General features: G+C 68.4%; 11 protein-coding genes and 1 riboswitch. Of the genes, 6 read left to right on the top strand and 5 right to left on the bottom strand.

The features are described 5' to 3' along the window. Positions 1-203 precede the first annotated feature (203 nt). The 3 genes from CSC78_RS02165 to CSC78_RS02155 all read left to right on the top strand — a co-directional run bounded on the left by CSC78_RS02165 (position 204) and on the right by CSC78_RS02155 (position 4,516). Entirely contained in the window at positions 204-2,177 is a 1,974-nt protein-coding gene (locus CSC78_RS02165; protein ID WP_162336273.1) for a M2 family metallopeptidase, read from the top strand. Between the two features lie 72 nt (positions 2,178-2,249). Next, positions 2,250-3,854: a trypsin-like serine peptidase gene (locus CSC78_RS02160; protein ID WP_162336272.1), complete on the top strand. Its 1,605-nt coding sequence runs from the start codon at positions 2,250-2,252 to the stop codon at positions 3,852-3,854. Between the two features lie 125 nt (positions 3,855-3,979). Next, on the top strand, positions 3,980-4,516 hold the full coding sequence (locus CSC78_RS02155) for a metal-dependent hydrolase (RefSeq protein WP_162336271.1): 537 nt from the start codon (positions 3,980-3,982) through the stop codon (positions 4,514-4,516). 133 nt (positions 4,517-4,649) lie between these two features. Here CSC78_RS02155 and CSC78_RS02150 read toward each other — a convergent pair whose 3' ends face one another. Together CSC78_RS02150 and CSC78_RS02145 are read right to left on the bottom strand one after the other, a co-directional pair. Further along, positions 4,650-5,060: a hypothetical protein gene (locus tag CSC78_RS02150; RefSeq protein ID WP_162336270.1), complete on the bottom strand. Its 411-nt coding sequence runs from the start codon at positions 5,058-5,060 to the stop codon at positions 4,650-4,652. A gap of 18 nt (positions 5,061-5,078) precedes the next feature. After that, complete coding sequence (locus tag CSC78_RS02145) at positions 5,079-6,332, bottom strand: multidrug effflux MFS transporter (RefSeq protein WP_162336269.1); 1,254 nt, start codon at positions 6,330-6,332, stop codon at positions 5,079-5,081. A 199-nt stretch (positions 6,333-6,531) separates the two neighbouring features. Further along, positions 6,532-6,653, top strand: a riboswitch (glycine riboswitch). 41 nt (positions 6,654-6,694) lie between these two features. Between CSC78_RS02145 and gcvP the strand changes: the two genes are divergently transcribed. Next, on the top strand, positions 6,695-9,598 hold the full coding sequence (gene gcvP / locus CSC78_RS02140) for an aminomethyl-transferring glycine dehydrogenase (RefSeq protein WP_162336268.1): 2,904 nt from the start codon (positions 6,695-6,697) through the stop codon (positions 9,596-9,598). A gap of 60 nt (positions 9,599-9,658) precedes the next feature. Here the strand turns inward: gcvP and CSC78_RS02135 are convergent, their stop codons facing one another. Beyond that, the gene (locus tag CSC78_RS02135; protein ID WP_162336267.1) at positions 9,659-10,405 is read right to left on the bottom strand and encodes an SDR family oxidoreductase; all 747 of its coding nucleotides are present in this window, start codon (positions 10,403-10,405) and stop codon (positions 9,659-9,661) included. 97 nt (positions 10,406-10,502) lie between these two features. Here CSC78_RS02135 and CSC78_RS02130 point away from each other — a divergent pair, with 97 nt between their 5' ends. Continuing rightward, entirely contained in the window at positions 10,503-11,426 is a 924-nt protein-coding gene (locus CSC78_RS02130) for an AraC family transcriptional regulator (protein ID WP_162336266.1), read from the top strand. A gap of 130 nt (positions 11,427-11,556) precedes the next feature. On the opposite strand, the gene CSC78_RS02125 is transcribed toward CSC78_RS02130, so the two are convergent. After that, positions 11,557-11,694, bottom strand: coding sequence for a hypothetical protein (locus CSC78_RS02125; RefSeq protein WP_379608558.1), 138 nt, complete (start codon positions 11,692-11,694; stop codon positions 11,557-11,559). Between the two features lie 134 nt (positions 11,695-11,828). After that, positions 11,829-12,257: a VOC family protein gene (locus CSC78_RS02120; protein ID WP_162336265.1), complete on the bottom strand. Its 429-nt coding sequence runs from the start codon at positions 12,255-12,257 to the stop codon at positions 11,829-11,831. 133 nt (positions 12,258-12,390) lie between these two features. Between CSC78_RS02120 and CSC78_RS02115 the strand changes: the two genes are divergently transcribed. Next, positions 12,391-12,849: a hemerythrin domain-containing protein gene (locus CSC78_RS02115; RefSeq protein ID WP_162336264.1), complete on the top strand. Its 459-nt coding sequence runs from the start codon at positions 12,391-12,393 to the stop codon at positions 12,847-12,849. The last annotated feature ends 223 nt before the right edge of the window (positions 12,850-13,072 follow it).

Here is a 13,072-nt window from a genome sequence, read left to right as displayed (position 1 = left end):
CAGGAGCGACGTGAGTCGCGACCGCATGGCATCGGAGCCGTTGCCCCTGACGCGTGGCCGAACGGATCGGCTTCCACGTCGCCGGGAGCTACCCGGTCGCGACTCACGTCGCTCCTGCAGGGGATATGGACGCCGCACTTGCACCCCCTGCCCTGCCCTCACTACCCTTCCGGTTCCTGCGCCCGCGCCCTGAAGGACGTCCCGTGAAGCATCGCCACCTCCTGCTCGCCCTCGCCGTCGGCGTGGGCATCGCCACGCTCGCCGCCTGCAAGAAGGACGAGCCGGCCGCCGATACGGCCGCTGCGCCGGCCGCGCCGAAGGGCGAGACCGCCGACCAGTTCATCGCGCGCGTCAACGACGAGCTCAAGAAGATGTATCCGGAACTGACCGCCGCGCAATGGCTGTCCAGTACCTACATCAACGACGACAGCCAGCTGCTGGCCGCCAAGGGCAACGAGCGTTACCTGACCCAGCTCAACCACTGGATCGAGCAGGCGAAGAAGCACGAAGGCCAGCCGATGTCGCCGGAAACCGCGCGCGCGATCCAGTTGCTCAAGCTGGGCACCGCGATGCCGGCGCCGAAGGACCCGGCCAAGCTCGCCGAGCTGACGCAGATCGCGACGAAGATGGAAGGCACCTACGGCGCGGGCACGTACTGCACCGGCGAAGGCGATGCGAAGAAGTGCCGCCAGCTGGGCGAGCTCGAGGACGTGCTGCGCAGCAGCCGCGACTACGACGCGCAGCTCGACGCCTGGCAGGGCTGGCACACGATCGCCCAGCCGATGCGCAAGGACTACACGCGCTTCGTCGAACTGGTGAACGAGGGCTCGAAGGAAATGGGCTTCGCCGACGCCGGCGAGATGTGGCGCAGCGGCTACGACATGACGCCTGCCGAGATCGCCGCCGAAACCGACCGCCTGTGGGGCCAGGTCAAGCCGCTGTACGAACAGCTGCACTGCTACACCCGCACCAAGCTGCAGGCCACGTATGGCGTGGAGAAGGGCCAGGTCAACGGCCTGCTGCCCGCGCACCTGATGGGCAACATGTGGCAGCAGGACTGGGGCAACCTGTGGGATGTGCTGGAACCGTACAAGGGCGCCGGCAGCCTCGACATCACCGGCGCGCTGGAGAAGCAATACCAGGCGGATTACCAGGCCGCGCTGGCCAAGGCCGGTCCCGGCCCGGGCACGGACGCGCTGTTCAAGGCCGAGCGCGATGCGCAGCTGCAGGTCGCCAGGCAGATGACCGAACGCGCGCAGGACTTCTACACCAGTCTCGGCATGCCCAAGCTGCCGGAGAGCTACTGGACCAAGACGCAGTTCATCAAGCCGATGGACCGCGACGTGGTGTGCCATGCCAGCGCCTGGGACATGAACATGAGCGGCGATGTGCGCACCAAGATGTGCATCAAGCCGAACGAGGAAGACTTCACCACCATCTACCACGAGTTGGGCCACGTCTATTACTACCTGGCCTACAACAAGCTGCCGCCGCTGTTCCAGACCGGCGCGCACGACGGCTTCCACGAAGCCATCGGCGACACCATGGTGCTGGCGATGACGCCTGACTACCTGAAGTCGATCGGCATGATCGATGCCACCGCGCAGAGCAACGAAGCGCTGATCAACGCGCAGATGCGCATGGCGCTGGCGAAGGTGTCGTTCATGCCGTTCGGCCTGATGATCGACCGCTGGCGCTGGGGCGTGTTCGATGGCAGCATCAAGCCGGCCGACTACAACAAGGCCTGGTGGGAACTGAAGGCCAAGTACCAGGGCGTGGCGCCGGCGACCGCGCGCGGCGAGGACTTCTTCGACCCGGGCGCGAAGTACCACGTGCCGGGCAACACGCCGTACACGCGCTACTTCCTCTCGCACGTGCTGCAGTTCCAGTTCTACAAGGGCCTGTGCGATGCGGCCGGCTACCAGGGTCCGCTGTACAACTGCAGCTTCTACGGCAACAAGGCGGCGGGCCAGAAGTTCTGGGCGATGCTGGAGAAGGGCGCCAGCCAGCCTTGGCAGGCCACCCTGAAGGAACTCACCGGCGGCGAGAAGATGGATGCCGGTGCGGTGCTGGAGTACTTCGCCCCGCTGCAGGACTGGCTGAAGCAGCAGAACGAGGGCCAGACGTGCGGCTGGCAGGTGCCCGCCCCGGCGGCCGCGACGCCCGCGAAGCCGTAAGCGAACGCGAAGGGCGGGTCGATGACGGCCCGCCCTTTCCCGGCACCACATCCTGGAAAGGACGTCCTACCGATGACACATCCCCTGACCTTCCGCCTGCTGGCGGGCCTGCTGCTGGCAGCGCCATTGGTGGCAAGCGCCGCCGTCACCCAGGTACCCGGCGAGGCCAGCCACACGCCAGCCCAGACGGCACCGGGCTGGAAGCTGGCGCAATTCCCGGCACGTACCGTCACCCGCCTCGGCTATCGCGAGATGGCGCTGGAGCGGCTGGTGAAGCTGCAGCAATACAACGCATCCGCCCGGCCGAAGGCCATGCAGATCGGCATCGGCCGCCAGCTCACGGGCGAAGGCATCGGCAGGACGACACCGGCCTTGCGCTGGGTGCCTCTGGCGTCCGGCGGTGCGGTCGCGCGCCTGCAGGTCAGCTCACCGGATGCGCTGGGACTGCGCGTCGGGCTGCAGGTCACCGGCCTGCACCCGCATGTCGAACTGAGGTTCGGCGGCTCCGACGCGCCCGGCCGCGTCGTGGCGGCGATCACGGCGGCCGAGGCCCGCCAGGCCGCCGATGCCCAGGGCATCTACTGGAGTCCGGCGACCGACGGCATCAGCCAGGTCATCGAGGTCTATCGTCCGGCGCACGTCACGGCGGCGCAGGCCCGACTGCAGGCACCGCAGGTGTCGCACCTGCTGGCCAACAGCGAGAACAACTTCAAGATCGTGGAAAAGGTCGGCGAATCCGCGAGCTGCAACATCGATGCGGTGTGCCGCGTCGACAGCCTCGGCCCCGCCTACGTGCAGGCGAAGAATGCCGTGGCGCACATGGTCTTCAACACGTACACCACCGCCGGCGGCATCCACGGCACCTACATCTGCACCGGCACCCTGCTCAACGACACCACGCCCGGCACGCAGGTGCCGTGGTTCTACTCGGCGGACCACTGCTTCGCCGGCGGCAGCGACGGCGTGCCGGTGCAGGACCGCGCCAAGGTCGCGCTCAGCCTCAACACCTACTGGGGTTACGAAAACTCGGTCTGCGGCACCAACAATGGCGTGCGCGCCAATCCGCTGACCGGCGGCGCGGACGTCATGTTCCATGACGCCAACGTCGACGCCCTGTTGCTGCGCCTTCGCAACGCGCCGCCGGCGTCGGCGACGTTCGCCGGCTGGGACGCCAGCCCGCTGGCGGCGAATGCCAGCGTGATCGCCCTGCACCATCCGTCCGGCGATGCCAAGAAGTACTCGCGTGGCCAGCATCTCACCGACGTCTATCCGGAAAACTTCACCGTCGGCTGGCAGGAAGGCACCACCGAAGGCGGCAGCAGCGGCTCAGGCCTGTTCACCCTGTACCGCGACAACAGCTACCGCCTGCGGGGCGGCCTGTACGGTGGCAGCGCGAGTTGCGCCAACGCCGGGAACCTCTCCAACGCGGGCAACCGCGACCACTACTCCCGTCTCGATCTGGTGTTCCCGCAGATCAAGCAGTGGCTTGCCGCCGATCCGGTCCGCGAGAACAGCTCGCAGCCGTTGGTCCGCTCGGCCGGCGCCGTCGCGCAGGGTCAGGGCGCGCGGACATCGCAGGCCACGTCCGCAACCCTGCCTGCGACCGCGACGGGTCCGGCCGTCCGTGAACGCCCGGGTCAGGCAACACCGCTGCGCGCAGGCACGCTCGAGCGCTGAGGCGAAGCCCACGCGCGAAGGAGACAAGGCCGGCCCATGCCGGCCTTTTTTCTGCGCACGCATCCGCTTCATCGTGCGCACACGGAACGCAGCGAACCTGCGCGCGACATCCTGCGGACCAGCCCATGCCGACCATCCTCACCCACGCGCTGATCCCCCTGGCGGCCGGCGTCGCGCTCGGCCGCAAGCGGCTGCCGCCCCGCCTGGTCGGCACCGGCATGCTGGCCGCGATGCTGCCGGACGCGGATGTCGTCGCCTTCAAGCTCGGCATCGAATACGCACATGCACTCGGTCATCGCGGCGCCAGCCATTCCCTGGTGTTCGCGCTGGCCTGCGGTGCATTCGCCGCCGCCGGTGCGCGCTGCCTCCGGACTTCGGCCATGACGGCATTCCTGTTCATCGCGCTGTCGGCCGCGTCGCATCCGCTGCTGGACATGCTGACCGACGGCGGACTCGGCGTTGCGCTGCTCTGGCCCTGGTCGGAGGCGCGCCACTTCGCACCGTGGCGGGTGATCGAGGTGTCGCCGTTCGCGAACCGCTTCTTCAGCGCGCGCGGCGTTGACGTGCTGCTGTCGGAGTTCCGCTGGGTGTGGGTGCCGGTGTTGGCACTCGCTTGCTTCACCGCTTGGTTGCGTCGAAGCATGCGCGTGGGAGCGACGTAAGTCGCGATCGCAAGAACGAAGCTATCGCGGAACCGCATCGTCGGTCAGCGTCATTGCCGAATCAACGTCAGCGGGTGCATTACATCAAATGATCGCGACTTACGTCGCTCCCACATTGACATCAACAGGAACGTCAGTTCACGTCCGGCGCCGGCTCCGCCTTGCGGTCCTTCATCTGCTCGGCCAGCTGTTCCTCGAACTGCTCCAGCGTCAGGCCCTGCGCCGCGGCCTCGATCACCGCGGTGTCGCGCAGTTCGTCGGAATACACCAGCCGCACCGCATTGCCCTGCGCCTCGTGCAGCGCAGCGGCCTGCTTGATCATCGCCAGCACTTCGGCGGCGCTGTCGGAACTGCCGGCGATGCGGCCGTCCATGCCCAGCACCCACACCCCTGCCTGGCGCACCACGCCCGCCAGCAGGTCGCCCTGCGGATTGCGCAGTTCGGCATGCGGCTCGATGGCCGGCGCATTCGCACGCGCCTGGTTGTGCGCCTTGATCGCCTTGCGCTTCTTCGCTTCGCGGCGGGCCTTGGACTGGATCGACATGGGAGTTCTCGCGGAAGGTCAGAGTTGATCGGTGGGTTCCAGCGCAGCGGCGTTCTGCGGACAGGCCAGGCGACGCCGGTGCGCATGCGCTTCCCATTGCCACATCAGCCAGCCCAGCAGCGTGAAGGCCGCCATGCCGAGCGCCAGGTGCAGGCCATGATGGCTCAACAGCGGCGACAGCACACCGGCGACCACCGCATTGACGATCAGGTTGCTGAACGCCTGCAGGGACGAGGCCGCGCCGCGCTGCCGCGGGTACATGTCGAGGATGGCCAGCGTCAGGATCGGGAACACCAGGGCCACGCCGAGCGCGGCGAGCATCATCGGCAGCACCGCCCACGGCACCTCGATGTCCTCGCCGGCCCAGGCGTTGTAGCCCACGTTGGCCACCATCGCGAGCGCCATGCAGGCGTAGCCGAGCTTCACCAGCCGCGTGCCTTCGATGCGCCCGGCGGCGCGCCCGGACAGGAACGCGCCCAGCACCATGCCACCGATGGTCGGCAGGAACAGCCAGGCGAACTGCTGTTCGTCCAGGTGCAGCAGGTCCATGACGAACGCCGGCGCCGAGGCGATGTACAGGAACAGGCCGGCGAAGCTCAGCGACCCGGCCAGCGCCAGCCGCAGGAAGCGCGGATTGCGCACGATGCCCACGTAGTCGCGCACCAGGTGGCGCGGCGATGCCGGCTGGCGCGCCTCTGGCGGATGCGTCTCCGGCAGCCAGCCGACCACCGCGACGATCAGCAGCAGCGAGAACCCGGCCAGGAACCAGAAGATCATCGGCCACGCGCTCCAGCCGAGGATCCAGCCGCCCACGATCGGCGCGATCGCCGGCGCGATGCCGAAGATCATCGACACCTGGCTCATCAGCCGTTGCGCGTCGTCCCCGTCGCGCGCATCGCGGATCACCGCGCGTCCGACGATGAAGCCGACGCCGGCGGACAGGCCCTGCACGCCGCGGAACAGCAGCAGCGTGCCCATGTCGGTGGCCAGCGCGCAGCCCACCGAGGCCAGCAGAAAGACGAACAGGCCACCCAGGATCACCCGCCGGCGGCCGAAGGTGTCCGACAGCGGGCCGTGCACCAGGCTCATCAGCGCATAGGTCAGCAGGTAGACGCTGATGGTCTGCTGCATCGCCACCTTGTCGGCACCCAGCTGCGCGCCGATGGCCGGGAACGCCGGGAAGATGGTGTCGATGGAGAACGGCCCGAACATCGCCAGCCCACCCAGCAGCAGGGCCAGGCGGCGGTTCGAGATCGTGTGGGGGGCACTCATTGCGGGAAAACTCCGGACGGGCGCGGCGGGGCTTCATGAACAGGCCGCGCCGGGTCGCACATGGTAAGCCCAAACCGCCGGCCGGCCCTCCCGCCGGGCTATACTCCGCGGGCAAGACCCGGTGGGAGAAGCCCGTCGCACGCGACGTGCTGCCGAAGGCGCAAACGCCCGTAATCGCTCAGGCCCGATACCACCACTGCAACGACACTCTGGAGAGACCGGCCGCCCACGCGGCAGCGCCGGCGCCGAAGGGGCACGAAGCACGCGACCTCCTCGTCGGCGCGCTTCCAAACTCTCAGGCAAAAGGACAGAGGGGCACACCACGCGCGGTTTCCGCGCGCCGGTCCTCATTGCCCTTCCGGATGCCTTCCATGTCGAATACCCCCTCCCTGCGCGAGCTCGAGCACCACGGCGCGTTCCTCGAACGCCACATCGGCCCCAACGACGCCGAGATCGCGCACATGCTGCGCGTGGTCGGCCACGAGTCGCTCGATGCGATGACCGACGCCATCGTGCCCGGCAGCATCAAGTCCGCGCAGCCGCTGGCGCTGCCCGCCCCGATCGACGAGGAAGAGGCCCTGGCCAAGATCCGCGCCGTCGCCGACCGCAACCAGGTCTTCCGCAGCTTCATCGGCCAGGGCTACTACGGCACGCACACGCCTAAGGTCATCCTGCGCAACATCCCCGAGAATCCGGCCTGGTACACCGCCTACACGCCGTACCAGGCGGAAATCTCGCAGGGCCGCATGGAAGCGCTGATCAACTTCCAGACCCTGGTCACCGACCTGACCGGCATGGAGATCGCCAGCGCCTCGCTGCTGGACGAAGCCACCGCCGCCGCCGAGGCGATGACGCTGGCCAAGCGCTCCGCCAAGTCGAAGTCGAACACGTTCCTGGTCGCCGGCGACACCCACCCGCAGACGCTCGAAGTACTGGCCACCCGCGCCGAGCCGCTGGGCATCACCGTCGACGTCGTGCGTTCCACCGATGCCTTCCACAAGAAGCTGGCCGCCGGCGATTACTTCGGCGTGCTGGTGCAGTACCCCGCCTCCAGCGGCTGGGTCGAGGAATGGTCCAAGGACGCCGACACCATCCATGCGCACAACGCGCTGTTCGTCGTCGCCACCGACCTGCTGGCGCTGACCCTGCTGAAGCCGCCGGGCGAGATGGGCGCCGACATCGTCATCGGCAACTCGCAGCGCTTCGGCGTACCGTTCGGTTTCGGCGGGCCGCACGCGGCCTTCATGGCCTGCCGCGACGCCTACAAGCGCAGCATGCCGGGCCGCCTGATCGGCGTGTCGGTCGATGCCGAGGGCAAGCCGGCCTACCGCCTGACGCTGCAGACGCGCGAGCAGCATATCCGCCGCGAGAAAGCCACCTCCAACATCTGCACCGCGCAGGTGCTGCTGGCGGTGATGGCCAGCATGTACGCCGTCTACCACGGCCCCGAAGGCCTGGCGCGCATCGCCGGCCGCGTCGCCCGCCTGACCGCCATCCTCGCCGCCGGCCTGCGCACGCTCGGCTATCCGACCGTGCACGCCAGCGCCTTCGACACGCTCTGCATCGAACCTGGCGACGCGCGCGATGCGATCCTGGCGCGCGCCCGCGACGCCCGCATCAACCTGCGCGTGCGCGGCAACGGTTCGCTGTGCATCTCGCTGGACGAAACCACCACCCGCGCCGACATCGACGCGCTGTGGGGCGTGTTCGCCGGCGAAGGCGCCACGCTGCCGTCGGTCGATGCGCTGGATGCCAGCGCGCCGTCGCTGATTCCTGACGCCCTGCGCCGCACCAGCGACTTCCTGACCCACCCGGTGTTCAACACGCACCACAGCGAACACGAACTGCTGCGCTACATGCGCGCGCTGTCGGACAAGGACCTGGCGCTGGACCGCACCATGATCCCGCTGGGCAGCTGCACCATGAAGCTCAACGCCACCGCCGAGATGATCCCGGTGACCTGGCCCGAGTTCGGCAACATCCATCCGCTCGCGCCGGCCGACCAGTCGCAGGGCTACACGCAGCTGATCGACGAGCTGGAAGCCATGCTGGTGGAATGCACCGGCTACGACGCCGTCAGCCTGCAGCCGAATTCCGGCGCACAGGGCGAATACGCCGGCCTGCTCGCCATCCGCGCCTACCACCGCGCACGCGGCGAAGGCCACCGCGACATCTGCCTGATCCCCGAATCCGCGCACGGCACCAACCCGGCGAGCGCGCAGATGTGCGGCATGCAGGTGGTGGTGACCAAGTGCGACGCCAACGGCAACGTCGACGTCGAGGACATCCGCCGCGCCGCCGAGAAGTACAGCGAGCGCCTGGCCGCGATCATGATCACCTACCCGTCCACGCACGGCGTGTTCGAGGAAGACGTGGTCGCCATCTGCGACATCGTCCACCAGCACGGCGGCCAGGTGTACACCGACGGCGCCAACATGAATGCGCTGGTCGGCGTGGCCAAGCCCGGCAAGTGGGGGTCGGACGTCTCGCACCTCAACCTGCACAAGACCTTCTGCATCCCGCACGGCGGCGGCGGTCCCGGCGTGGGTCCGTGCGCGGTGAAGGCGCACCTGGCGCCGTACCTGCCGAAGAAGCTCGGCGGCGAAGGCGACGTGGGCATGGTGTCGGCGGCCAGCTTCGGCAGCGCCAGCATTCTGCCGATCAGCTGGATGTACATCACGCTGATGGGCGCGGCCGGCCTGCGCAAGGCCACCCAGGTGGCGCTGCTCAACGCCAACTACATCGCCAAGCGGCTGGAACCGCACTTCGAGACGCTCTACACCGGACGCAACGGACTGGTGGCGCACGAGTGCATCCTCGACCTGCGCCCGATCAAGGACCGCACCGGCATCAGCGCCGAGGACGTGGCCAAGCGCCTGATCGACTTCGGCTTCCATGCGCCCACGCTGAGCTTCCCGGTCGCCGGCACGCTGATGGTCGAGCCGACCGAAAGCGAATCGCAGCACGAGCTGGACCGCTTCATCGACGCGATGATCGAGATCCGCGAGGAAATCCGTGCGGTCGAGGACGGCCGCCTGGACCGCGAGGACAACCCGCTGCGCAATGCGCCGCATACCGCGACGATGGTGATGGCCAGCGAATGGGCCCACGCCTACCCACGCGAACTGGCCGCGTTCCCGCTGGCTACGCTGAAACTGCAGAAGTACTGGCCGCCGGTCTCGCGCGTGGACAACGTCTACGGCGACAAGAACGTCATGTGCGCCTGCATCCCGGTGGATGCGTACAAGGAAGACGTGGAGGCCTGAGTGCCGCGGCACGGGTGAGCAAGAAGCCCCGCCATGCGGGGCTTCTTTTTTCCGCGCCGATCAGCGCCTGGCCGCGGCCAGCGCCACCGCATCGGCGCCGGCGGGGAAACGCCATAGTCCGCTGGCGTCGTGGACCGCATTCCACACGGCCTGCGCGACATCGGTTTCCAGCGTGAAGGCATCCGCATCGGCGAAGCCGGCGAACACCTCCTGCGCGTAGCGCGCATACGCGTCGGGCACCAGGCCGCGCATGCGCTCTTCGCCATTGGCCGCGAAGCGCGTGGTGGGTGCGTAGCCCGGCTCGACCAGCCGCACCGCCACGTCGAACGCGCCCAACTCGTGCGCCAGCGACGCGGTGAAGCCTTCGATCGCCGTCTTGCTGGCGGTATAGGCCGCCACCAGCGGCATCGGCGCCAGCGTGGCGCTGGAGGTGACGTTGACGAGGGTGCCCGCACGGCGCGCGCGGAACTGTGGGATCACCGCCTGCGTCATCGCCATCGTGCCGAAGGTGTTGGTCTCGAAGATCTCGCGCACCGTGGCCATCGGCGTGGCCTCGAACGCGCCGAACAGGCCGAGCCCCGCGTTGTTGACCAGCACGTCCAGGGGCCCGGCCGCCTCCAGCGCGGCGGCAATGCTGTCGGCCCGCGTGACATCCAGCGGCAGCACGCGCAGGCGTTCGTCGTTGGGCAGCAGTTCCGGGCGCGGCGTGCGCATGGTGGCGATGACGTACCAGCCCTGGGCGTGGAAGTGGCGGGCGGTCTCCAGGCCGTAGCCGGAGGAACAGCCGGTGATGAGGACAGTCTTCATGGGCGGGGTCCGTGGTCGTTGATCGGGAGGCCACGATAGGCGAGCATCGCCGGACGCTCTATCGCCCTGCGTCCACTTTTCTTATTGGATCGTCCATATGTCCGACCCACTGTCCGACATCGTCCGCCTGCTCCGCCCGCAGGCGGCCTTCTCCAAGGGCATCACCGCCGCCGGCGCCTGGGCGGTGCGGTACAGCCCGTTCGGCGAGCCCAGCTTCTGCATTGTCCAGGCAGGCCGGTGCGTGCTGGCGGTAGATGGCCATGCCCCGGTGGTGCTGGAAACCGGCGACTTCGTCCTGCTGCCGGCGACCCCGGGGTTCCTGCTGTCGGATGGGCGCACGCAGTTGCCCCACCACATCGACCCGGTCCGCGACCCGCCGCCGGACCAGGCAATCCGCCACGGTCGCCAGGACGGGCCGCCGGACGTACGCCTGCTCGGCGGCTGGTTCCGCTTCGCTGCGAACGAGCCGGACCTGCTGGCCGCGCTGTTGCCCGCACTGGTGCATGTGCGTGGCGTACCGAGGTTCTCGCAACTGGTGACGCTGCTGGGCGATGAAGCCGATGACGACCGTCCCGGGCGCGACGTGGTGCTGTCACGACTGGTGGACCTGCTGCTGGTGGAAGCGCTTCGCGCCATGCCTGCCGCCACCACGCCACCGGGCCTGCTGCGCGGCCTCGCCGATCCGCGCCTGGCGCCGTCGCTGCGCGCACTGCACGCACGGCCCGCGCATGCATGGACCGTCGCCGAACTCGCCCGGCACGCCGCGCTCTCCCGCTCGGCGTACTTCGAACGCTTCAGTCGCGCGGTCGGCGTCGCGCCGATGGCCTATCTGCTGAACTGGCGGATGGCGCTCGCCCGCGAGTTGTTGCGCGAAGGTCGCGTCAGCGTGGCCGACGCCGCCGACCAGGTCGGCTATCGCTCACCCGCCACATTCAGCACCGCTTTCCTCCGCCATACCGGCCTGCCGCCGCGTCGCTACGCCCGTCAGCACGCCGCGACACCCAGCGCAATGCGCAGCTGACATCGCGCCACGACGGAACTGGCCTTCGTCGACGCTGCTCACCGCCGGTTCTTCCATGCGCGGTTGAAGCACCGCACCATCGCCGATACGCAGGTTCGGCAACCGGTGTGATCGCGGCGACGCGTCGAGATCATGCATCCGGATAAGGCCGCGCCGTCTCCGTCAGCCACGCCATGAACGCCTGCACACGCTGGGGCAAGTGGCGGCGATGCGCGTACAGCAGCGTCACCGGCATCGGCTCGGCGACGTGCTGTGGCAAGACTTCCACCAGCAACCCCTGCTCCATCAGCGTGCGCAGGCCCGCGACCGGCGCTTGCCCCTCATCCGCCCCCGTATCGAGTACGGCGCAGGCTCTTCGGGCACCTTTCTCTCCGCCTCGCGGGGAGAAGGCATCGGAATGCGTCAGAACTCCACCTTCACCGACGGCGCGCTGCGTTTCGCTTCACCGTGGTAGACGGCTTCGATGTTGTTGCCGTCCGGATCCAGCACGAACGCACCGTAGTAACCCGGGTGGTAGTCGCGCAGGCCAGGCGCGCCGTTGTCCTTGCCGCCATGCGCCAGTGCGACCTCGTGGAAGCGGTCCACCATCGCGCGGTCCTGCGCCTGGAACGCCAGGTGATGGCGACCGGTGAGCTTGCCGTCCGCCGCCTCGCTGTCGGCGGTGGAGACGAACAGCTCGTCGGCCCAGAAGTAGTTGCCACCCTCGCCGGCCATCGGAATGCCGAGCACGTCGAACACCGCGGCGTAGAAGGTACGGCTGGCCTCCAGGTCGCGCACGACCAGCTGGATATGGTCGATCAGGCGACCGCGATGCAGTTCGTTGGTTTCCATGGAGCCTTCTCCGGTGATGGTCGCGGCAGTATTCCTGCCGATTGTGGACAGCCAGTGTCCGCGAGGCGTCGTTAACGCAGTCTCGACACCGGGTGACGGACGCTGGCGCTCCGCCAGCCACCGCGAGCGCGCCATGCCCGAGTCCATCTACGATGCCCTGCACGAAAGCCACGAAACGCAGCGCTCGCTGTGCCGCCGCCTGCTGAGGTCCAAGCCCGGTACGCGCGAACGGCTGGACCTGTTCACCGCACTGCGCATCGAACTGGCCGCGCACGCCGCGGCCGAGGAGCGCTTCCTCTACGTGCCGATCCTGATGGACGACCGCGGACTGAACTCCTCGCGCCATGCGCTGCACGAGCACCACGAGATCGACGAACTGGTCGAGGACATCCAGGCGCTCGACCCCCGCCGAGCCACCTGGCTGAAGAAGGCGCGCGAACTGTCGGAGAAGGTGCACCACCACCTGCGCGAGGAGGAGAAGAAGTTCTTCCAGGTCTCCGGCCGCATCCTCAGCGCGACGAAGAAGGCGCAACTGGCGCGCCGGTACCGGCGCGACTACGCGCGCATGCGCAAGGAGCTGGAGGCGAAGTAGGCCTTCCTCTCCGCAACCGTCCTTTCCGGCGTCGATGGCGATCGCGGGACAGCGCAGGTTCACGCCATCCTGTGATCCGGCCCGCACTTCCAGCGCTGCGTGGCCGATGCGTTGACGCCGTCTTTGCGCAAGGAACACCACACTGCAGGCGTGGTCGATGCCGCAACCGCGGCGTGCCGGATCCAGGTGATACAGCCACGGCGATCACAAGGGTACCGTTGTG

It is taken from the genome of Pseudoxanthomonas japonensis, assembly GCF_010093445.1.
Taxonomy (GTDB): Bacteria; Pseudomonadota; Gammaproteobacteria; order Xanthomonadales; family Xanthomonadaceae; genus Pseudoxanthomonas_A; species Pseudoxanthomonas_A japonensis.
The sequence above is the reverse complement of the archived record's forward strand: the minus strand, read 5'-3'. Positions and strand labels throughout refer to the sequence as shown.

Coding starts and splice junctions, on each gene's coding strand:
- CSC78_RS02160 (WP_162336272.1), top strand. CDS start 2,250: ATGACACATCCCCTGACCTTCCGCCTGCTGGCGGGCCTGCTGCTGGCA.
- CSC78_RS02155 (WP_162336271.1), top strand. CDS start 3,980: ATGCCGACCATCCTCACCCACGCGCTGATCCCCCTGGCGGCCGGCGTC.
- CSC78_RS02150 (WP_162336270.1), bottom strand. CDS start 5,060: ATGTCGATCCAGTCCAAGGCCCGCCGCGAAGCGAAGAAGCGCAAGGCG.
- CSC78_RS02145 (WP_162336269.1), bottom strand. CDS start 6,332: ATGAGTGCCCCCCACACGATCTCGAACCGCCGCCTGGCCCTGCTGCTG.
- gcvP (WP_162336268.1), top strand. CDS start 6,695: ATGCCTTCCATGTCGAATACCCCCTCCCTGCGCGAGCTCGAGCACCAC.
- CSC78_RS02135 (WP_162336267.1), bottom strand. CDS start 10,405: ATGAAGACTGTCCTCATCACCGGCTGTTCCTCCGGCTACGGCCTGGAG.
- CSC78_RS02130 (WP_162336266.1), top strand. CDS start 10,503: ATGTCCGACCCACTGTCCGACATCGTCCGCCTGCTCCGCCCGCAGGCG.
- CSC78_RS02120 (WP_162336265.1), bottom strand. CDS start 12,257: ATGGAAACCAACGAACTGCATCGCGGTCGCCTGATCGACCATATCCAG.
- CSC78_RS02115 (WP_162336264.1), top strand. CDS start 12,391: ATGCCCGAGTCCATCTACGATGCCCTGCACGAAAGCCACGAAACGCAG.